Consider the following 19,106-nt stretch of genomic DNA (forward strand, 5'->3'; position numbering starts at 1 on the left):
CCGCGAGGGTGCGGCGACCGGGGTGCGGAGCGGCCAACGGGTCCTCAGCTTCTGAGCGACGCCGTCCCCGATTTCGGCCCCACCCCGTCCGGCACCGGCACCGAGGTCGCGCCGTAATTGGCGTTGAGGTGGAGGTTCGGGCCCTCGTAGAGATTGATCTGCCGGGCGACGATCACGGTATAGGCCGACTGGTCGGCGACCGGCCGGCTGCCGTCGATGATGAGCCGGCCCGCCGGCAGGTAGATCGTCCCCAGCATCGTGCGGGCGTTGTCGCTGATGATCCGGTACTGCCGCATCGGCGGCGCCGGACCCGGCGGCGGCGGGGGCGGCGGCGTGAGGTAGAGGTCGATCGGGACCGGAACCGGATTCACGACGGTGCGCTGCTCGGCCATCAGCAGCCCCGCCATCAGGCCGCTCGTCGGCGCGGTCAGGCTGATGGTGGTGTCCTTGTCGAACAGCATGCCGGCCTTGTTGCCGGTGAAGAAGAACGCGACGCCCTGGCCGGACATGCTGGCCTTCTTGTCGACGATCAGCGGGCCGTCCTTCATGATGTAGGTGCCGGGGCGCAGGGTGACCATGGCGGTCTCCGTGACGTGCAGGCCGCCGCAATAGGTGCCGGGATCGAGGGTGACGGTGGCCGTCACCACGTTGCCGTGTCGCGACCTCGACTTCGTGGTGGGATCGGCGTTCGGGCTCAGCACCAGACAGGTGTTGTCTGGACTCGGCAGCGGGCGGTCCTTCAGCGGATCGCCGACCGGCGCGCAATCGGTGACCGGGGTCGGGGTGAACAGTGCCTTGGCGCCGTCGAAGCCGCCCGCCGAGCAGATCGACAGGGCGCGAGCCGTGGCGCTGTCCCGGCCCTGGATGCCGCTCGGGCTCGTGGAGTTCGAGTACAGCGAGCAGCCGTCGGCGGTGATCTGCGCCTTCTTCTCCAGGTCGAATGCTCCCTTGGCGGAGGAGTCGAGGGCGAGCAGGCACAGGCGCACCGAGCCGAGGAGCTGGGCCGTCGCGCGCACGATCAGGGTGGTGGAGGGCAGGCTGAGCAGCTTGCCCATGAGCGAGGGAACCGTCTCCTCGACCACCGTCGAGACCGACCGGCGTCCGTCGCCGATCGCGGCCGTGACCCGGCTCTGGCGGTCGCCCGGCGTGCGCGCCTGCCCCTCGATGGTCTGCCGGGTGACGCTGGTCACCGAGGCGTCGTCCGCATTGGCGAGCTTGAGCATCGTGGCGCCGGCCAGCGCCCCGGCATCGGCGGCGCTCTGCAGCTGCGCCTTGCGGTAGAGAAGCCGGCTATACTCGACGGCGGCACTCACCGAGCCGAGCAGGACCGGCAGCGCGACCGCGAAGGCGATCAGGAAGGCTCCGCCGCGGTCCTGCGCGAACTGCCGGAGCAGGACGGACAGGCGGGACCGGGCCGGGCCGTGAGGCGGCGTCATCGCGGCGCACGCGCCACAGGTGGGCGCGGGCGGATGGTCCTGTGCGTCATGCTCGGGCGGCGCCTGGTTGCCTGATCGGTGCAGGCGCGGAGGCGCCGTCGCAGGAGCTAACAACCGATCTTCGGGGCGGCCAACTATAACTTATGTTAAGCGGCATCGATCCAAGGGGCGGCATCCCGGGATCTGTCGCACGAAGGCGGCGGTCGTCTCGATCGGCAGGGACGGCATCCGGCTGTCCTGCGGGGACCCGACGAATTCGCCGAAGCCGAGAGGGAATCGCTCGGCCGCCCCCTTCCTCGCCTGGACCGGGACGGCGCCGATGCTCCGCGACGCGAGCGCGATCCGGCGCAGCGCGTCGACGAGGAGGTCCGCGCCGAGTCCCTTGCCGGCCTGCCGGCCGATCGCCGACACGGGGATCGTGTCGGGCGCATTCGATCCGCGGGCTTTGGCGCGTCGGATCAGGTCGGCGGCGCGGCGGCCCGGCGTTCGGCGGACGGGGCGGTTGGCGCGGCTTGGGCCGGAGCCGGTCTGGCGGCAGGCTTCGGCGTGGCTTTCGCGGCAGGCTTGGCATCGGCCTTGGCATCGGCGCCGACCCCTTGCCCCGTGACGGGCATCGCCGGGGCGGCCTTGACCGAGTCCATCGGCTTCACGGCCGAAGGCTTGGGGAGAGCGGGCTTCGTGACGGTCGGCTTGGCCGGCACCGGCCTGGCCAGCGCTCCGGTCACCGCGGGCTCGGCTGCCGGCTTGGCCCATGACTTGGCCGAGGACTTGTCCAACGACTTGTCCAACGACTTGGCCACGTCCTTGCCGGTCTCCTTCCCGCTGTCGAGGCCGTAGACGTCGTCGCGAAAATGCACGCGGCCGTCGGGGGTGGCGTAGCCGGTCAGGTAGACGAAGGTCACGGGAATGGGCTTCGCCAGCTTGATGTCGCGGCGCTCGCCGGTGGCGATGCCGGTCTCGATCTCCATCGGGCCCCAGGTCGAGCCGGGGCCGTTCGGGCCCGGCGTGCCGTCGAGCAGCCAGCCGACCAGCGCCTTCACGTCGGCGACGCGCACGCAGCCCGAGGAGTGGAAGCGCACGTCGCGGGAGAACAGCGATTTCGACGGCGTGTCGTGCATGTAGACCGCGTGCCGGTTCGGCATGTCGATCCGCACCTGGCCGAGCGAATTGTCGAAGCCCGGATCCTGCCGCAGGGTGTAGTTCACCGCCCGCTCGGTCGACCAGTCGACGGCGGTCGGCTGCACCTCCTGGCCCTGGCCGTCGAGCATGCGGATGTGCATCTTGGCGAGGTAGCCCGGATCCTTGCGCATGTGCGGGATGATGTCCTTCTTGATGAGGGACACCGGCACGGTCCAGGTCGGGTTGAAGTTGATATTGGTGATCTTCGTCTCGACCGACGGGGAGGCGCGCTCCGGCTTGCCCACCACCGCGACGTAGCGGCGCGCGACGCTGCCGTGATCCACCGCCTCCACGGCGGCCGACGGGATGTTGACCACGACGTAGCGCTCGCCGAACGGGAAGCTCGATCCGATCAGGCGGTTGGCCGAGGCCGCGAGCTGGCGCTGGCGGACGCTCGCCGGCACGTTGAGGGCGGCGAGGGTCTGGCGGCCGACGAGTCCCGTCTCGGCCAGGTTGTGCCGGGCCTGGAAGCGCTTGAGCGCGGCCATGAGGCCGGGATCGAGCAGGTCGGTCTCCGGGCCGCCGGGAGCCAGATCCTCGGTGAGGACGAGGTGGCGGCGCAGGAGCGGCACCGCCGGGTTGCGCTCGCCGGGCTTCAGCGTGAGATCGGCCGGCAGCGGCTGCCAGCCGCCGGCCTCGACCAGCACCTGGTAGCGCTCCGCCGCCCGCAAGGTGTCGAGGAAGGTCGCCGGCGTCAGGGTCGGGGTCGTGTCCTGCGATATGCGCGCCACCACCAGGGGCGGCAGCTCGCGCGAGACTTTTTTCGGGGCGGGCTTTCCGTCGGCGGGCTTTCCGTCGGCCGCTTTGGCCTCGTTCGGCCTGGCTTCGAGGGATCGCGACTCGCCCGCCTTCGGGGCGGCACCGGGCTGGATCGGGCCGACCGCGAGCGGCGTCGCCCCGTGCGGAAGGGGCTCGGGTGCCGTCGTGGTCTCGCGCCGGGCGGGTTCGACCGGGGCCGGCGGCACGGGAGCGGCCTGGGCCTGGGCCTGGGCCTGACCGCCCTGCGCTTGACCCATTTGCCCTTGGCCCGTCTGACCTTGACCTGTCGGACCTTGGCCCGCTTGAGCCTGGGACGTCTGGTTGGGCACCGGCGCGGGCGGCAGCGGGCCTCCGGGCTCGACGGCCGCCGCGAGGCCGGTGCCGAGCACCCAGGCGAAGGCCGCCGCCGAGGGCAGGCACGGAAACGCAACACGCAATACCATCACCGGCCTCGGACAAGGACGCCCCCCAGGATGGTCACGCCAGGGTTACCAAAAGCCTGCCGGCCCGACCCGAGGGAGGCGCCGACGACGCGCGTGGCGGGCTTTCCGGCGTTTTCGTCGTGTTCGATGACGGTCGGGCTCCGTACCGGCAGCGTTTTCACGACCGCGGCGATGTCCGTATCGCTGTCCGTCATCATGAAAAGCGCCGATCGGCCGGCCCGTTTCCGGGTGCGCCGTCGCGCGCGGGCCCGCAACCTCCGCACAAGGCAGGCGCGTCACAGAGCAGGAAGGCAGTGTCGCCTGTGCTGGGACGGGATTGGCTTCAGGGATGTCCGGTCGCGAGCAAGCCGAGAGGCTGTGGAGCAACATCGTCGAGCTCGGGCCCCGGCGTCTCGCCGCCCTCGGGCTGATCGGCCTCGTGGTGTTCCTGGCGGTGGGGTTGGGCGCCTACTACCTGAGCCGGCCGGCGCAGGAGACGCTCTATACCGGGCTGTCCCGCGAGGACGTGGCCCGCATCGGCGGCGTGCTGAAGGATGCGGGCATCCGCTTCGACGTCAGCGCCGACGGTGCCGCCGTGCTGGTGCCCTACGGCAATACCGCCCAGGCCCGGATGCTGCTGGCCGAGAAGGGCCTGCCGCAGAGCTCCAAGTCCGGCTACGAGCTGTTCAACGATCTCGGCTCGCTCGGCATGACCTCGTTCATGCAGGAGGTGACCCGGGTCCGTGCGCTGGAGGGCGAGATCGCCCGCACGATCCAGGGCATGAAGGGCGTGCGCGCGGCGCGGGTCCACATCGTGCTCCCCGAGCGCGGCTCGTTCCGGCGTGACCAGCAGCCTCCGTCCGCCTCCGTGGTGGTGCGCACCGAGCCGGCCGACGACGCCAGCGGCGCCCAGGCGATCCGCCAGCTCGTCGCCTCGGCGATCCCCGGCATGAAGCCCGACCGGGTCACGGTGATCGGCGCCGACGGCACGCTGCTCCTGTCGGGCGACGACGGCGCCCAGGCCCCGACCGGCAAGATGGCGAGCCTGGAGAAGGACATGAACCGCGAGGTGCAGGACCGGATCCGCCGGGCCCTCACCCCCTATCTCGGCCTCGGCAATTTCGAGGTCAGCGTCGCGGCCCAGCTCAATACCGACAAGACCTCGACCAACGAGACGATCTACAACCCCGACCAGCAGGTCGCGCGCTCGGTCCGCTCGGTCCGCGAGAACGAGAACAGCCAGAACCGCAACGCCCAGCGGCCGACCAGCGCGCAGCAGAACCTGCCCGACCAGCGCACCCGCTCGGACGGCAACGACACCGCCAGCAACGAGACCTCCAAGAAGGAGGACCTCACCAACTACGAGATCAGCCAGCGGAACATCCAGACGGTGAGCGACGGCTATGCCGTGAAGCACCTCTCGGTGGCGGTGCTGGTCAACCGCTCGCGCCTCGCGGCCCAGTCCGGCCAGGCGGGCCAGCCCGGCCAGGACGCCGCCAGCGTCAACCTCGACAAGCAGATCGCCGAGATCGAGCAGATCGTCGCCTCGGCCGCGGGTGCGAGCAAGGACCGCGGCGACACGGTCAAGGTCGCGGCGGTGAGCTTCATCAACGACGGCCAGGCCCTGGAGCCGGTGCCGCCGCTCAGCATCGCCGACGTGATGATGCGCCAGTCCGCCACCCTCATCAACGCGGCGACCATCCTGGTGGTGGCCGGCCTGCTGATCTGGTTCGGCCTGCGCCCGGCGCTCCGCGCCATCCTGGCGGTGCCGGAGGCGGCCCAGGCCGAGGTCGCGGCGCTTGCCGCCGCGGGCGCCGTCGCCGCCCTGCCGGGCGGGACCGAGGCCGGCGCCTTGCCGGCGCCGGGCGCCGCTCCGGGCCAGCCGGCGCTCGCCGGCCCCGAGGGCATGCCCGCCATGGCGAGCCTGATCGAGGACATGGCCGAGAAGGCGAAGAACTCGCCGCAGAAGCGCCTGGAGCAGATGATCGACGTCGACGAGGAGCAGGTCGCCGCCATCCTCAAGCGCTGGCTGCTGCGTGAGGAGCCGGCGTGATGAGCGCGGTGATCGCCCGCTACCTGCCGGAATTCCCGCCCGACACGATCCCGGGGCAAGTCCAGGTCCCGGGGCAACTCCCCGCCGGGGTTCCGGCGCTGCCCTCGCCTCAGGCGCATGGCTCCCAGACCCTTGCCTCCCCGGCGCTCGGCAACCCCTGGGCCGGCCTCGCCCGCGCGCCCGCGCCGCTCCCGGACGCGCCGGACGCGATCCGGGTCGAGCCGGCCCGGGTCCCGGGTTCGCCTGCAGTCTCGCCCAAGAGCCTGGCCGACATCTGGCGCGAGGGCCTGCACGCCCTCGTCGCCCCGTCATCCGCCGCCAGGGCGCCCGTCGCCCCGGTCGCCGTTGAGCCGCCGCCCGCTCCCGCCGCCATCGGTCCCCTCGTCAAGCCGCTCGCGCTCAGACCGTCTGGGTCCAATCCGCCCGGACCCAAGCGCGAGACGCCGGAGGAGCGCGCCGCGCTCCTCGCCGAGGCCGAGGAACGCGGCCGGCAGCAGGGCTTGGCCGAGGCGCGCAGGGAGGCCGAGACCGCCCGCCTGCGGGCGGCCGAGGAGGCCGAGGCCCGCCTCGTCGAGGCGCGCCGCCACTGGAGCGCGGCCGAGGCCGAGGCCCTGGCCGACGGCTTCTCGGCGGCGCTCCGCGCCCTCGACGCGACCCTCTCCGACCGGATCGCCCGGCTGCTGGTGCCGGTGCTGACCGACGCCCTGCGCCGCCAGGCGGTGGCCGAGCTGAGCAGCACCCTGACGCGGCTCCTGGCCGAGCCGCAGGCCGCCACCGTGCGGGTGAGCGGGCCCGAGGACCTGCTGGCAGCGCTCGCCGCCCGGCTCGGGCCGCTCGCCGCCGCGGTGTCGTTCACCCCGGCCGAGACCGCCGAGGTGCAGGTGAGCGCCGACCAGACCGTGATCGATACCCAGCTCGGCGCCTGGACGCGCCTCATCGCGGCAGCGGTGGCGGAGACCTGAGATGTCCGAGGGCCACCAGGAAATCATCATCATCAAGCGCCACGGCGACCACGAGGACGGTCATCACGGCGGCGCGTGGAAGATCGCGCTCGCCGACTTCATGACCGCCATGATGGCGCTGTTCCTGGTGATGTGGCTGATCAACTCGACCAGCAAGGAGCAGAAGCAGACCATCGCCGAGTACTTCAACCCGGTGAAGCTCGCCGAGGTCACCCACGACAAGAAGGGCCTGCGCGATCCCCACGACACGCCCTCCGAGCCCGGCGCCGAGGGCGGCAAGGCCGAGGGCAAGGGCGGCGAAGGCAAGGGCGAGGGGAAGGGCGAGGGCAAGGCCGGCGACAAGGCGAGCGAGGCCGCGCCGGGCAGCCGCGCGCGGGAATCGGCCCTGTTCCAGGACCCCTACGCGGTGCTGGCGCGGCTGGCCGCCGAGGGCGACCGTGGCGACACGGCGAGCGCCGACGCGGCGGCGCTCGAGACCGGCCAGCCCGGCATCAGCGGCGGCGACGCGGCGCGCGATCCGTTCGATCCGCTCTACTGGCAGGTCGAGCCGCTGCCGCGCCACCGCACCGAACGGCCGGGCAAGGTCGGCACCGCCGTGAAGGCCCCGGCCGAGAACCGCCTCGACGCCGCCGGCCAGGTGGCTTCGGCCAAGGCTCGGGAGACCGCGCGCGACCCGAAGGACCCGCCCACCCGCGTCGCCTCGGCCGACGACGCGCTGCCGCTCACCCCGCGCGATCCGGCCAAGGATGCGGTCAAGGATGCAGCGAAGGACGCCGCGCCGAAGGCCGCCGCCCTCAAGGAGCCGGCGCCCAAGGATCCCGCGAGGGATGCGGCGCCCAAGGATCCCGCGAAGGACGCCGGCAAGGACGCCGCCAAGGACAAGGCGGCCGAGACCGCCGCGGTCGCCGCGATGAAGGCCGAGATCGCCAAGGCCGTGGCGCCGCTCTCGACCGGCGCCCCGATGCCGAAGGTCGAGGTGCGCCGCTCCGGCGAAGGCATCCTCATCAGCATCACCGACGAGATCGACTTCAGCATGTTCGGTATCGGCTCGGCCGAGCCGACCCCTAAGGTGGTGCGGGCGATCGACAAGATCGCCAAGGTCATCAACGGCCGGCCGGGCCGCATCGTGGTCCGCGGCCATACCGACGGGCGGCCGTTCCGCTCCGAGTCCTACGACAACTGGCGCCTCTCGACGGCCCGGGCGCAGATGGCGTCCTACATGCTGGTGCGCGGCGGCGTCGACGAATCGCGCATCGAGCGCATCGAGGGCTACGCCGACCGCCAGCCTCGTAACCCCGCCGACCCGAAGGCGGCGGAGAACCGGCGCATCGAGATCCTGCTGCGGGGGCTGCCCGAATGAGCCGCCGCCGCATCGCCGGCCTCGCGCTCGCCGGGCTCCTCCTCGCGGCCGGGCCGATGTCGGGCATGCCGTCGGCCCTGGCGGCCGGGGACGGGCATGGCGACGGCCACGCCGCACCGGCCACCGATTCCCACGGCGGGGGACATGGTGGGGGAGGGGACGGCCATGGCGGCCACGCCGCGCCGGCCAAGCCCATCGAGCCGCTGCCGGTCGCGCCCCGCGGCCTGCCGGTCGAGCTGGTGCGCACGCTCCAGCTGCTCCAGGACCGCATCGCCCGCGGCTCGACTCAGGCCCACCTCGCCCAGCGCCAGCTCCTCGGCCATATCGAGCAGCGCCTGCTCGCCCTCGAACCCGAGGCCTGGGCGGCGCCCGAGAATGTCCGGGCGGGGGTGGTCTTCGCGCTCAGCGGCGGCGGTCCGGGGCTGCTGCGGCGGATGCTCGAGACGGGCAAGCTGCCCGACGGCGATGCGCCCCTGGTGCAAGGCGCGCTCGCCTATCTCGAGGGGCGGGAGCGCGAGGCGCGCACCCTGCTCGGCCGCTTCGACGCCCGCACGCAAGCCCCCGGCCTCGCCGGCCAGCTCGCCCTGACCCAGGCGGCCGTCACGGTGCGCGAGGCGCCCCGCAAGGCGATCGAGCTCCTCGACCTCGCCCGGCTGCTCGCGCCCGGCACCCTGGTGGAGGAGGGGGCCTTGCGCCGCGAGATCTTCATCCACGCCCAGGGCGGGGACGCGAAGCGCTTCGAGGCGCTGTCGATCCAGTATCTGCGGCGCTTCCGCCGCTCGGTCTATGCCGGCAACTTCCGCCAGCGCTTCGCCACGGCCCTGACCCGGCTCGATTTCGGCACCGACCGCGCCCGGGTCGCCCGGCTCGAACGGATGCTGGACGAGATCGAGCCGGGCGAGCGGCGCGACCTCTACCTGCTGGTCGCCCGGGCCGGGCTGGAGCAGGGCCGGCGCGAAACCGCGACCTTCGCGGCCGAGCGGGCGCTGAGCCTCGCCGGCCCCGACAGCGAGGCTGCGTCCCGGGCCCGGCTCTATCGCGCCGCCGCCCTGATCGTCGTCGACGGACGCTACGAGGAAGGACTCGACTCCCTGCGCGGCATCGACCGGGCCGGGCTCGACCCGTCCGACCTCCGCCTCCTCGACGCCGCGCTCTCCACCGCCGGCCAGATCCGCGGCGGCGTCCCGCCGGCGCCGGTGGCCGCCGCCGCCGAGCCCGCCCCGCCCGCCCCCCGACGCCAGCTTCCCGAAGCCGCCTCGATCGCCCGGGCGCGGGAGGCGCTCGCGCAGGTCGACCGGATGATCGACAGGACCGACCCGTGACCCCCCTCGACGCGATGCTGCCGGGCCCGCAACCCCGCTTCGACGGTGCCCGCAAGTCCGGCGAGCCGGTCCTGCCCGGCCCCGGTCCCGGATTCGACGCCGTGCTCGACGGTCTCGAGAGCCGCGCGGCCGCGCCGGAGGCCGGAACCTCCGCGGGGGCGACCGAAGCGGGCGCCGAGGCGGCGCCGCGTCCCTCGGTCCTCGGTGCGCTCCTCGCCGGCCCGGCCGGAGCGCCGTCCGCGACCCCGCTCCGCCAGGGCGGGGCTGATCTCGCCGCCCTGATGGAGCGGGCAGCGGGCCGGGCGCCCGCGACCGGCGCTACGGGCGCCGCGGGCGCCGCCCTCGCACCGCAGGCCGCCCCGGCCGCGGCGGCGAGCGCGTCGGCCGCGGCGTCGGCCGCTCCCGCTGCAGCCGTCCCGCAGGACACCGCCGCGCCGGCCCCCCTGACGGCCGATGCGAAGCCGAGCCGGGCGCCCTCCGCCCGCTCGCAGCCCGGCGCGTCGGCGCGCGCACTCTCGCCGCAGCCGGAGGCGCAGCCCCGTGCCGCCTCGGATCCCGCCGTCTCGGATCTGGCTGCATCGGATCTTGTCGATTCGGACTTCGTCATCTCGGGCTCGGCCGCCTTCGACGGTGCCGTGGCGGCCGAGGAACCGGCCGCCACGACCGACGCGGGTCCGGCGCCGGAGTCCGAAACCGGATCCGTCTCCGCCCCGGCCGCGCCGTTCGTCCCGGTGGCCTGGCCGGTTCGCACCGATCTCGGCGCGGCTCCGGCGGCCGGACTGGGCGCCTCGGCGCGGCTCTCCCGGCCCGCGGCCGAGACGGCCCCCGCCACCGCCGTTCCACTCCCGGCCCTCGCGCGAGCGGTCGTCGCACGGGCGGAGTCGGTGCCGGCGCAACTCGGGCTGGCCGGCACGGCGTCGGCGGGCGTGGCGCCCACGGGATTGTCCCAGGCGGGCGTGCCCGAGTTAGGCTCGGCACAGGCAGGCTCGGCACAGGCAGGCTCGGCACAGGCAGGCTCGGCACAGTCAGGCTCGGCTCAAGCGGGCTTGGCCTGGACGAATGGGTCGCAGGTGGCGTCCGGCGCCGCGGCGCGACCGGTCGCGGCGGTGGTCGCGCAGGAGACTCATTTCGCCCCGGTCGCGTCGCCGTCCGCCGCCCTGCGTTCCGCCGGTGCGGCGCAGGCCGGAGCCCCCGGCGCCGTCGCGTCACCGGGCGGGGCGGCATCGCCGGTCCGGACGGCCCTTGCCGGCCTCCTTCAGCAGGCCGCGGAGCCGGTGCCGGCCGCCCCGATCCCCCCGGCCGCCCCGGTGCCGGCGATCGATGTCGTTCGGCCCGGAACGCCGGCTGCCGCGCCGCTCGTCGTGCCGGCAGGCGCGCCGGCCGCGATGCCCGTCGCCGCGGCGTTCACGCCGCAACCCGATGCCGACCCGGTCCCGGCGGACGCGTCGCCGGCTGCCCGAACGGCGGCCCCGGTCGCGGTCGCTCCCGCCGCCGATGCGGCGCTCCCGGCGGCGCCGCCCCTGGACACCGCCGCCGGCCCGCGGGTCCCGGCCGGTTCCGAGCCGCCGCGCGACGATCCGCGACTGGCCGCGGCGCCGACGGCCTCCGCGACCGGCGGAACCTCGGCGGCTCCCGCCGCCGCGCTGCCGCCCGATCCGGCTCCGGTGATCCCGCTCGCCTCGCCGGCCGCCTCCGGCGCCGCGCCGGTCGCCGCCGCGCTGCCGCCCGGCCCGGCTCCGGCGAACCCGTCCGCCTCGCCGGCCGCCTCCGGCGCCGTGCCGGTCGCCGCCGCGCTGCCGCCCGGCCCGGCTCCGGCGAACCCGTCCGCCTCGCCGACCGCCTCCGGCGCCGTGCCGGTCACCGCCGCGCTGCCGCCCGATCCGATTCCGGTGATGTCGTCCGCCCCGTCGGCGGCCGACGGCGCCGCGCCCTCCGCATCGCCCCGACCCGAGGCTCCGGTCCCCCGACCCCTCGGCGAGCCGAACCGCGCGGGCGCAGCCTCCGACGCCGTGCCGCAGGCTCCGGCCGGCGCCGCTCCGGCCCCCGCCGCTCCGCCACCCGCAGCGGCGGCTCCGTCCGTCGTGCCGTCGCCGCTCCAGGCCGGCCGTACCGCCGAGGCCCTGCCCGGTGCCGGGGCGACGACGCCCGGGGGCAGCGCCCGGACGCCCGCCGCGCCGGATCGCGATCCCTCCGCCGAGGGCGAATCCGCAGTGACGCCCGAAGCGGCGCCCGAGATGCCCGGCCCGGCCCGGATCGTGGACCGGCTGCGCCAGGGCGAAGCCGGCCGTCACGAGCCCTCGCCCGAGGCCCGGCTGACGCCGCAGGCCAGGCTGGCACAGGCCGGCCTCTCGCCCGAGGCCGGATCGACCGCCTCGGCGGAACGCCGCGCCGAGGGGCCGGCGGATCCGGTTGCCGGGACAACCGTCCCGGTGCAGGGGGCGACGCCCGCCGTTCCGGCGACATTGCCCGCCGCCACCCTGCGCCAGATCGCCGACGCGGTGACGACCGGGGCCGCGTCGCTGCCCGACAGCGCCTCGGTCCGGGCCGGAGCGGCCGCGGCGGCGCTCAGCGCCGCCGCCCAGGCGGAGGGACCGGTGCGGCTCCTGACGCTGCAGCTGCGGCCGGCCGAACTCGGCCAGGTCCTGGTTCGGATGCGGCTTCAGGACGGCCGCCTCGAGATGAGCCTGCGCGCCGAGCGCGAGGAGACGGCGGAGCTCCTGCGGCGTGACGGCGGCCTGCTGACCGCCCTGGTGCGCGAGTCCGGCTACCAGCCCGACCTCGTCACGGTCCAGGCCGGCCGCCTGCCGGGCCAGGAATTGCCGGCTCACGAGGCGACGCCGCAGGGCGGCCAATCCCTGCCGGCCTTCGCCGGCGGCCAGCAGCAGGGCGGCGCGAGCCCGGACCAGCCGGCCCGCCGCAATCCCGACGCGTCCGAGGAAGGCGGGCGCCGGAGCATGGAGCAGAGAGATGACACGCATCACGGCGATCGCGACCGCGGCGGCCTGTACCTTTAGCGCCGTCGCCGGCGCCCACGCCGCCGCCACGGTCTCCGGCGCCGCCAAGGCGCCGTTGCCCGCGACCGGCAATGTCTGCGAGCAGCAGATGGCGCAGGCCGCGTTGCGCCACGGCGTGCCCCTCGGCATGCTCTACGCCGTCGGACTCACCGAGAGCGGCAATCGCGGCTCGCTGCAGCCCTACGCCATGAATATCGGCGGCAAGGCGTATTTCGGATCGAGCGCCTCCGACGTGGTCCGGCGCCTAGGGGAAGCGCAGGCCAGCGGCGCGCGCTTGGTCGATCTCGGCTGCATGCAGATCAACCACCATTATCACCGGGCGAAGTTCTCTTCGATCGAGGCGATGATCGATCCGCGCCAGAACGTCGAGTACGCGACGACCTTCCTCAAGGAACTCAAGGCCCGGGAGGGCAGCTGGACCCTGGCGGTGGCGCGCTATCACGCCGGGCCGAACAACAACCCGGCGCAGAAGCAGTATGTCTGCCGGGTGATCGCCAACATGGTCGCCTCCGGCTTCGGCCAGTGGACGCCGGGTGCCAAGTCGTTCTGCAAATGACGTTCTGCACATGACCGTCCGCAAGCGAGGCGCTCCTGCCGGTGGGGGGCCTCGCCGGCTCGAGCCGGGCCGTCTCGGTACTCTGCTCGGATGCACGGACGGGGGAACATCCGTTACGTCGATCCGGGCCGGCGCAGCGGAGGCCGGGCTGCCGGCGCCTGGGCCGTCGCGACGGATCGGTCTCGTGCCGATTGCCGCCGACTCACCCGACGTAGGTATAGCCGATGTAGCGCTTGGCCTCGATCGGGTCGTGGCCGAGCTGCAGCGCCAGCTTCTTGCGCAGCTTGCTGACATGGCCCTCGACCACGCTCTCCTCGGCGCCGTCGCTGTAGACGCCGTAGACGCCGTTGAAGAGCTGGGTCTTGGTCACCCGCCGGCCGCGGTTGCGCACCAGGAATTCCAGGATGTGCCGCTCCCGTCGCGGCAGGGACAGCGTCACGCCGTCGATTTCGGGGTCGCGCCCGTCGAAGAACACCTTCAGCCGCTCGGCGCCGGCCTGCAGCCGCTCGGTGCCGGTCTGCGGCGCCACCGCCCCCGGCTCGACGGCGGCCGGTTCGGCGTCGGTCGGGGTGAGGGGGCCTTGCGCCGCCTCGCCGTTGACCCGGCGCCAGATCGCCTCGGTCCGGGCCAGGATCTCGCGGACATGGACGGGCTTGGGCAGCACGTCGTCGATGCCGGCATCGAACAGCACCAGGGTCTGCTCGAGCGAGCGCGAATCGGCGAGAGCGATGATCGGCGCGCGGGATTGACGACGGATCGCGCTCGCGCAGCGCGCACGCTCGGCGAAATCCCCGAGCAGGAACCCCTGGACCGCATCGAGGTCGCTGCGGGACGCCGACTCGATCCAGCTCGTGAACTCGTCGGGCGACAGCGAGAACGAAGACACGCCCTCCCGATCGAACCCAGCCTTGAAACCTGCATTGACCGATTTCCTGGCATCGACCAAGAAATACATCTGTCGTACCCTCATCGATCCTGGCCGGGTCTCGCAGCGTCCCGCTGCTTCGACCTCGTCCCAGTCTTGCCCCGTCCGCCTGGATTCTTCAACCGCCGGGCACGCGTACGGCACCTCCGGCTTCAATTCCTGCGGTGTCCGATTTGCGCTGCACGAATTCATGTCCGCGTGGATGCGGGCGGTCAATGACTGCTGCGCCGCAGCAAGCCGGCTTCGCAATGGTTTTTTTAGAAATCCGCCAGGGTGTGGGAGCGGGGACGCGTTAAGCGGCCGTTAGTTAGGCCTTGATCGTGGTCCGGGCCGCGCGGAGCCGTCCGGAGGAGAGCGCAGGCGCGCGCTCCCCCGTCCCGATTCGGCGATCCGGGCAAGCCCGCTCCCGTCCGGGGGGGCTTTCGCCCTTGTTCTGCATGGATCACGGCCCTGCGCCTCGCGCGGGCCGTGCGGTGCCGGAGTCGGAAACGGCCCGGCCCCGCGAAGGCCCGGCGGCGCGGCTCAGGAGAGCCGGGCCTCCGAGAGGGCGCGGGCGAAGGTGTCGAGCCGCAAGGGCGGGCCGTCCTCGGCCAGGATGCGCTGGATCGCGACGCCGACGAAGCAGCCGTCGAGGACGAGCTTGAAGAACACCGTCACGGGCTTCGCGGCGAATTCCATGTCGAGCACCACCTGCATCGAGCGGCCCCAGTCGAGGCAGACATCGGAGGCGTCGGCATAGGTCAGGGTCGCGTGCTTGAAGAACGGCTCGGCCGAGGAGGCGACGAGGTCGGCGATGTTGCCGTGGCGCTCGCCCCGCACCCAGCCGATCAGCACGCTGCCGTCGAGCAGGCAGAACTCGGTGATGAAGTCGCGGATCGCCGTCGCGAAGACCTCCTCGGCCGCCGCGATCACGTCCCCGGACACCATCCGAGCCTGCGCGAGATCGTGGTCGTGAGGGATCATCGTTGTCTCGCGAACAGGAAGAACAGGATCTGCGCGACCGCGCGGTAGAACTCCGCGGGAATCATCTGGTCGACCTGGACAGCATCGTACAGCGACCTTGCCAGGGGCTTGTCCTCGATGACCGCGATGCCGTGCTGCTCGGCGATCTCGCGGATGCGCAGGGCGATCAGGTCCTGGCCCTTGGCGAGCACGATCGGCGCCGGCCCTTCGGACGGCTCGTAGCGGAGCGCCACCGCGAAGTGGGTCGGGTTGGCGATGACGACGGTGGCGCGGCTGACCTGGCCGAGCATGCGCTTGCGGGAGCGGTCCTGGGCCAGCGAGCGCAGGCGCGCCTTGACGCTCGGATCGCCCTCGACCTGCTTGTGCTCGTCCTTGAGTTCCTGGCGCGACATCCTGAGCGAGCGCTGCCAGCGCAGGCGCGCCCAGACGAGGTCGCCGGCCACGATCACGATGGTGGCGATGCTCACGGCCGAGACCAGGCGGATCGCGGTGGTGAGGATCAGCTCGGGGAGCAGGCTCGGATCGACGAACATGGCACTCACGGCTTTGGCCTGTTCCGAGCGCAGGAGCAGGAGGACGACGAGACTGACCGACGAGACTTTAAGGACGGCCTTCAGGAACTCGACCTGGCCGGAACGGCCGAAGATCCGGCTCCAGCCCGAGGCCGGGGAGACGCGGTTCCATTTCGGCGCGATCCGGTCCGAGACGAGGCTCGGGACGTTCTGGGCCAGCGAGGCGACGAGCCCGAACCCCGCCAGCACCAGGAGGATCGGGGTGAGGAAACGGGCCAGCGCGTAGCCGGTGGCGTGCAGCAGGGTGAGCGCATCCTCGCCCGTCGCGAGGGAGAACCCGCCCGGATGGTCGAGGAAGGCGGCGAGGTCGCGGGCGAGCGCCGCCGCCTGCCCCCGCACCACCAGGCTCAGGCAGACGAGCAGGCCGAGGATCGAGGCGAAGACCGGCGCCTCGCGGGAGAACGGCACGTCGCCCTTCTCGATCGCGTCGCGCACCTTCCGCTCGCTGGCGTCCTCGGTCTTGCTCTCCTGGTCGGTCTCGTCAGCCATGCGCCGGCCAGCGGGGCGGGTGCCCCGTCCAGGACGACGTGCGGCCGGTCACCGCCCGGTTCCGCTCTCCCGTCGGATCAGCGGATGAGCGCGTCATCCTCGCCTCCCGGATTGATCTCGATCTCGCCGCGCCCGGCCATGTCCATGGCGAGGTCGGTGATGCTGCGGCGCGCCTCCATCACGTCGCGCTGGGCGGCCGGCTCGCCGCCGTTGAGCTCGTGCTCGACCATGCGGCGCACCCGGGCCGACAGCGCGCTCAGCACCACGGTGCGGAACTCTACCTCGGTGCCCTTGAGGGCCAGCACGAGGCGGTCGTTGGGCACCGCGTCGAACAGGGTGGTGCGGGCGCGCGGCTGCAGCTTGACGATGTCGTCGAAGGTGAAGAGCAGGCCCTTGAGGATCTCGACCGATTTCGGCCGCGCCTCGGCGAGGCTGGTGAGCGCCTCGTCCATCTGCTGGCGGTCCATCTTGTTGATGATGTCGGCCATCTTGGCGTGGGTGTCGGCGCCGGAATTGCGCGACCCGTTGATCAGGAAATCCTCGTGCAGGGTCCGCTCGACCGCCTGCATCACGTCGTCGACCACCGGCTTGAAGCTGAGCATCCGGCGCATCACGGTGTTGCGCAGGGGCAGCGGCAGGTGCCCCATCACCTTGGCGGCGATGGCGGGCTTGAGCCGCGACAGGATCAGCGCCGCGGTCTGCGGGTGCTCCTTGACGAGGTAGCTCGCCAGGGCGCTCTCCTGCACCGTGGCCATCCGCTCCCAGACCGAGCGGTTGGCGTTGCCCCGCACCTCGGCCAGGATGTCGGCGATCTGGTCGGCCGGCAGCAGGCCGGTGAGGAGCTTCTCGACCTCCTGCACCGTGCCGATGAGGCTCGCCCCGCCGGCGAACTCCTCGGCGAAGCTCTCGACCACGTCGTCGAGCTGGTCGGGGCTCACCATGCCGAGCTTCGAGGCCGAGCGGGTGATCCGCTTGATCTCGTCCGGCTCGAAATACTTCAGCAGGCGTCCCGCCGCGGGCTTGCCCATCGCCAGGAGCAGGGTCGCGACCTGGTCGACGGGCGCGAGCTCCCGGCGGGAGCTTCGCAAGGCCGGAGGGGGCGCCGCAAAGTTCACGCGATCAGCCGTTCTGTGCGCCGTCGGCCGGGCCGACGACTTCGGTCAGCGAGACGCCGAAGCGGGAATTGTCCTCCTCGACGATGACGATCTCGCCGCGGGCGATCACCCGGCCGTTGACCATCACGTCGACCGGCTCGCCGACCCGGTGGTCGAGGGGCACGATGGCGCCGCGGCCGAGCTTCATCAGGTTGGCGACCGGCATGGTGGCCGAGCCGAGCACGACCTGCACCAGCACCGGGATGCGCAGGATCGAGTCGAGGTTGCGCCCGTCCTCCGTCGGCTGGCCCGCGGAACTCGCGCCCTGGCTCGGGAAGGCCGGGCCGGCGCCGGCATCGGGGAAGGGGCTGCTGCTCATCGCGGGCTCGCGTCGAAGTCTCGGACTGTCCCTGACAGGTCTAGGCGCTCAAGCTGATCCGAGGCTTGCGGCTTTCGTCGTTCGCGCTTCGGCCCGTCACGCCCGGACGGCAGGCGGGATCCTATCGCTCCCGAGCGTGACGCGCCGGGCGCGAGCGGGCGGCGACGCCGATGTCCAGGGCCTTGTTCGTCGCCATGGTGACCGAATCGTCGACGGACCTGCCGCAAGGGTCGAAGGCGGGTGATCCGACCCGACTGGATCCGGCGCGGTCCTGGACCGCCGCCCGATCGCGTTGCCATCGGGCGGCGGTCTGGATCTTCGGTTTTTTTGAATCTTCTCCGACGAACCGGGAGTCGCGTCGTCGGAGGCTGCGCTAGCGCGCGGCCGCGTCCCGCGCCGCCTGCTTGAGCGCGTCGCGGCGGGCGGCCTCGAGCGCGTCGAGGGTCGCGCGCGCCTCCTCGATCTTGGCGCTCAGGGCCTCGAGCACCGCGCGGCCCTCGCCGGTGAAGTTGCGCACCGCGTCGCCGGCATGGGCGAGCGCGTGGCCCGAGGCCGCGACCGCCCGCCCGTACTCGGCCTGGGCGCGGTCGAGGCGCTTGAGCTTCAGATAGAGCGGCAGCACGCAGGCCGTGGTGCCCACCAGGGCGGCGAGCAGCACCCCGTCAACCAGCGATACCATGCTCCGCCCCTTCCTTGTCCTGGATGGCCTCGTCGATCCGCAGGACGTAGGCGCCCTGCGACTGCCCGGCATGGCACCAGAACAGCGGCTTGTCGTTGCCCTCGAGCTTAATCCGCGTCGCCGGCGTGGCGTCGAGGGCGATCACCTGGCCGACCTTCAGCCCGGCGATCTCGCCGAGGGTCAGGTGGCGCTCCTCCAGCACGGCGCGCAGCTGCACCGCGGTCTTCTGCACCTCGGCGGCGATTTGGTTCGTCCAGCGCGGGTCGCGCCGGATGTTGGTCTCACCGGTCAGCACCTTGGCGAGGCTCGGCCGCAGCGGGTTGAGCACCCCTTGCGGGATGATGATGAACATCTCGCCGCTGCGGCTGAGCGCCTGGAGGGCGAACTTGGCCTGGATCGCCTTGTTGCTGCGCCGGCCGATCACCGCGAACTCCATCCGGGTCTCGGTGCGCTCCAGGTTGAAGGCGGTCTTCGAGACGAGGCCGAACGCGCCCTCGAGCGCCCGGCCGACCTGTTCGAGGACCATCTGGGCGATGCGCAGCTCCATCGCCGAGAAGGCGCGCTCGTCGTCAATCGGCTGCTCCGAGCCGTCGCCGCCGAACAGCACCTCGACCATGGTGAAGATGAAATCGCGGTCGAGGCCGACCAGGATGTGGCCGTCCCAGGCCGGGGCCTGGAAGATGCCCACCACCGCGTTGGCGTCGTAGGCGTCGAGGAACTCGCCGAAGCGCCCGCTCTCGACGCCGCTCAGCGAGTAGAGCACCGACGAGGCGGCGAGGTGCTTGACGCCGTCGCCGCAGGCGGTGGCCAGGCGGTCGAAGATGAGCTGCAGCATCGGCAGCCGGTCCAGGGAGAGGCCGGCGGCCTCCTGGATGCGGGCGCGGATGTCGGCCGGGCTCGTGAGGATCTTGGGATCCGAGATCTTGGGGTCCATCGTCGGGT

Annotated in this window: 16 protein-coding genes; 6 read left to right on the top strand and 10 right to left on the bottom strand. The window is 72.9% G+C overall.

Annotated elements, in window-relative coordinates:
- Window positions 1-44 precede the first annotated feature (44 nt).
- The 3 genes from G4G93_RS04065 to G4G93_RS04075 form a co-directional block, all read right to left on the bottom strand.
- Window positions 45-1,436, bottom strand: a complete 1,392-nt coding sequence (locus G4G93_RS04065) for a TadE/TadG family type IV pilus assembly protein (protein WP_165081469.1) — start codon at window positions 1,434-1,436, stop codon at window positions 45-47.
- Between the two features lie 458 nt (window positions 1,437-1,894).
- The gene (locus G4G93_RS04070; protein WP_165081471.1) at window positions 1,895-3,817 is read right to left on the bottom strand and encodes a L,D-transpeptidase family protein; all 1,923 of its coding nucleotides are present in this window, start codon (window positions 3,815-3,817) and stop codon (window positions 1,895-1,897) included.
- The gene (locus G4G93_RS04075; protein ID WP_165081473.1) at window positions 3,817-4,014 is read right to left on the bottom strand and encodes a hypothetical protein; all 198 of its coding nucleotides are present in this window, start codon (window positions 4,012-4,014) and stop codon (window positions 3,817-3,819) included. Before G4G93_RS04075 ends, G4G93_RS04070 begins: the two co-directional genes overlap by 1 nt.
- Window positions 4,015-4,145: 131 nt before the next feature.
- Here G4G93_RS04075 and fliF point away from each other — a divergent pair, with 131 nt between their 5' ends.
- Genes fliF through G4G93_RS04105 form a run of 6 tightly spaced genes read left to right on the top strand, consistent with a single transcriptional unit; the run spans window position 4,146 to window position 13,063 of the window.
- Window positions 4,146-5,849: a flagellar basal-body MS-ring/collar protein FliF gene (gene fliF / locus G4G93_RS04080; protein WP_165081475.1), complete on the top strand. Its 1,704-nt coding sequence runs from the start codon at window positions 4,146-4,148 to the stop codon at window positions 5,847-5,849.
- Window positions 5,849-6,811 carry a hypothetical protein gene (locus G4G93_RS04085; protein ID WP_246736540.1) on the top strand — a complete coding sequence of 321 codons (963 nt, stop codon included), beginning with the start codon at window positions 5,849-5,851 and terminating at the stop codon, window positions 6,809-6,811. Before fliF ends, G4G93_RS04085 begins: the two co-directional genes overlap by 1 nt.
- Window position 6,812: 1 nt before the next feature.
- Complete coding sequence (locus G4G93_RS04090) at window positions 6,813-8,171, top strand: MotB family protein (protein WP_165081477.1); 1,359 nt, start codon at window positions 6,813-6,815, stop codon at window positions 8,169-8,171.
- A complete protein-coding gene (locus G4G93_RS04095) occupies window positions 8,168-9,493 on the top strand; it encodes a chemotaxis protein (protein ID WP_165081479.1) in 1,326 nt (441 codons plus the stop codon). The genes G4G93_RS04090 and G4G93_RS04095 overlap by 4 nt, the downstream gene beginning before the upstream one ends.
- On the top strand, window positions 9,490-12,507 hold the full coding sequence (locus G4G93_RS36550; protein ID WP_312891692.1) for a flagellar hook-length control protein FliK: 3,018 nt from the start codon (window positions 9,490-9,492) through the stop codon (window positions 12,505-12,507). The genes G4G93_RS04095 and G4G93_RS36550 overlap by 4 nt, the downstream gene beginning before the upstream one ends.
- The gene (locus G4G93_RS04105; RefSeq protein ID WP_165081480.1) at window positions 12,461-13,063 is read left to right on the top strand and encodes a transglycosylase SLT domain-containing protein; all 603 of its coding nucleotides are present in this window, start codon (window positions 12,461-12,463) and stop codon (window positions 13,061-13,063) included. The genes G4G93_RS36550 and G4G93_RS04105 overlap by 47 nt, the downstream gene beginning before the upstream one ends.
- A 202-nt stretch (window positions 13,064-13,265) precedes the next feature.
- On the opposite strand, the gene G4G93_RS04110 is transcribed toward G4G93_RS04105, so the two are convergent.
- The 7 genes from G4G93_RS04110 to G4G93_RS04140 form a co-directional block, all read right to left on the bottom strand.
- On the bottom strand, window positions 13,266-14,018 hold the full coding sequence (locus G4G93_RS04110; RefSeq protein ID WP_165081482.1) for a response regulator transcription factor: 753 nt from the start codon (window positions 14,016-14,018) through the stop codon (window positions 13,266-13,268).
- A 492-nt stretch (window positions 14,019-14,510) separates the two neighbouring features.
- Complete coding sequence (locus tag G4G93_RS04115) at window positions 14,511-14,951, bottom strand: hypothetical protein (RefSeq protein WP_165081484.1); 441 nt, start codon at window positions 14,949-14,951, stop codon at window positions 14,511-14,513.
- The gene (locus tag G4G93_RS04120; RefSeq protein ID WP_165081486.1) at window positions 14,948-16,012 is read right to left on the bottom strand and encodes an EscU/YscU/HrcU family type III secretion system export apparatus switch protein; all 1,065 of its coding nucleotides are present in this window, start codon (window positions 16,010-16,012) and stop codon (window positions 14,948-14,950) included. Before G4G93_RS04120 ends, G4G93_RS04115 begins: the two co-directional genes overlap by 4 nt.
- Before the next feature lie 77 nt (window positions 16,013-16,089).
- Window positions 16,090-17,100: a flagellar motor switch protein FliG gene (locus G4G93_RS04125; RefSeq protein WP_206289514.1), complete on the bottom strand. Its 1,011-nt coding sequence runs from the start codon at window positions 17,098-17,100 to the stop codon at window positions 16,090-16,092.
- 31 nt (window positions 17,101-17,131) lie between these two features.
- Complete coding sequence (gene fliN / locus G4G93_RS04130; RefSeq protein WP_246736541.1) at window positions 17,132-17,485, bottom strand: flagellar motor switch protein FliN; 354 nt, start codon at window positions 17,483-17,485, stop codon at window positions 17,132-17,134.
- Between the two features lie 373 nt (window positions 17,486-17,858).
- Window positions 17,859-18,164 carry a hypothetical protein gene (locus tag G4G93_RS04135; RefSeq protein WP_165081490.1) on the bottom strand — a complete coding sequence of 102 codons (306 nt, stop codon included), beginning with the start codon at window positions 18,162-18,164 and terminating at the stop codon, window positions 17,859-17,861.
- Complete coding sequence (locus G4G93_RS04140; protein ID WP_165081492.1) at window positions 18,148-19,098, bottom strand: flagellar motor switch protein FliM; 951 nt, start codon at window positions 19,096-19,098, stop codon at window positions 18,148-18,150. The genes G4G93_RS04135 and G4G93_RS04140 overlap by 17 nt, the downstream gene beginning before the upstream one ends.
- Between the last annotated feature and the right edge of the window lie 8 nt (window positions 19,099-19,106).

The organism is Methylobacterium sp. DB0501 (assembly GCF_011043735.1).
Taxonomy (GTDB): Bacteria; Pseudomonadota; Alphaproteobacteria; order Rhizobiales; family Beijerinckiaceae; genus Methylobacterium; species Methylobacterium alsaeris.

Excerpts from the sequence above, each read along its gene's own strand:
- G4G93_RS04065 (WP_165081469.1), bottom strand. The coding sequence starts at position 1,436 with ATGACGCCGCCTCACGGCCCGGCCCGGTCCCGCCTGTCCGTCCTGCTC.
- G4G93_RS04070 (WP_165081471.1), bottom strand. The coding sequence starts at position 3,817 with ATGGTATTGCGTGTTGCGTTTCCGTGCCTGCCCTCGGCGGCGGCCTTC.
- G4G93_RS04075 (WP_165081473.1), bottom strand. The coding sequence starts at position 4,014 with ATGATGACGGACAGCGATACGGACATCGCCGCGGTCGTGAAAACGCTG.
- fliF (WP_165081475.1), top strand. The coding sequence starts at position 4,146 with ATGTCCGGTCGCGAGCAAGCCGAGAGGCTGTGGAGCAACATCGTCGAG.
- G4G93_RS04085 (WP_246736540.1), top strand. The coding sequence starts at position 5,849 with ATGAGCGCGGTGATCGCCCGCTACCTGCCGGAATTCCCGCCCGACACG.
- G4G93_RS04090 (WP_165081477.1), top strand. The coding sequence starts at position 6,813 with ATGTCCGAGGGCCACCAGGAAATCATCATCATCAAGCGCCACGGCGAC.
- G4G93_RS04095 (WP_165081479.1), top strand. The coding sequence starts at position 8,168 with ATGAGCCGCCGCCGCATCGCCGGCCTCGCGCTCGCCGGGCTCCTCCTC.
- G4G93_RS04105 (WP_165081480.1), top strand. The coding sequence starts at position 12,461 with ATGACACGCATCACGGCGATCGCGACCGCGGCGGCCTGTACCTTTAGC.
- G4G93_RS04110 (WP_165081482.1), bottom strand. The coding sequence starts at position 14,018 with ATGTATTTCTTGGTCGATGCCAGGAAATCGGTCAATGCAGGTTTCAAG.
- G4G93_RS04115 (WP_165081484.1), bottom strand. The coding sequence starts at position 14,951 with ATGATCCCTCACGACCACGATCTCGCGCAGGCTCGGATGGTGTCCGGG.
- G4G93_RS04120 (WP_165081486.1), bottom strand. The coding sequence starts at position 16,012 with ATGGCTGACGAGACCGACCAGGAGAGCAAGACCGAGGACGCCAGCGAG.
- fliN (WP_246736541.1), bottom strand. The coding sequence starts at position 17,485 with ATGAGCAGCAGCCCCTTCCCCGATGCCGGCGCCGGCCCGGCCTTCCCG.
- G4G93_RS04135 (WP_165081490.1), bottom strand. The coding sequence starts at position 18,164 with ATGGTATCGCTGGTTGACGGGGTGCTGCTCGCCGCCCTGGTGGGCACC.
- G4G93_RS04140 (WP_165081492.1), bottom strand. The coding sequence starts at position 19,098 with ATGGACCCCAAGATCTCGGATCCCAAGATCCTCACGAGCCCGGCCGAC.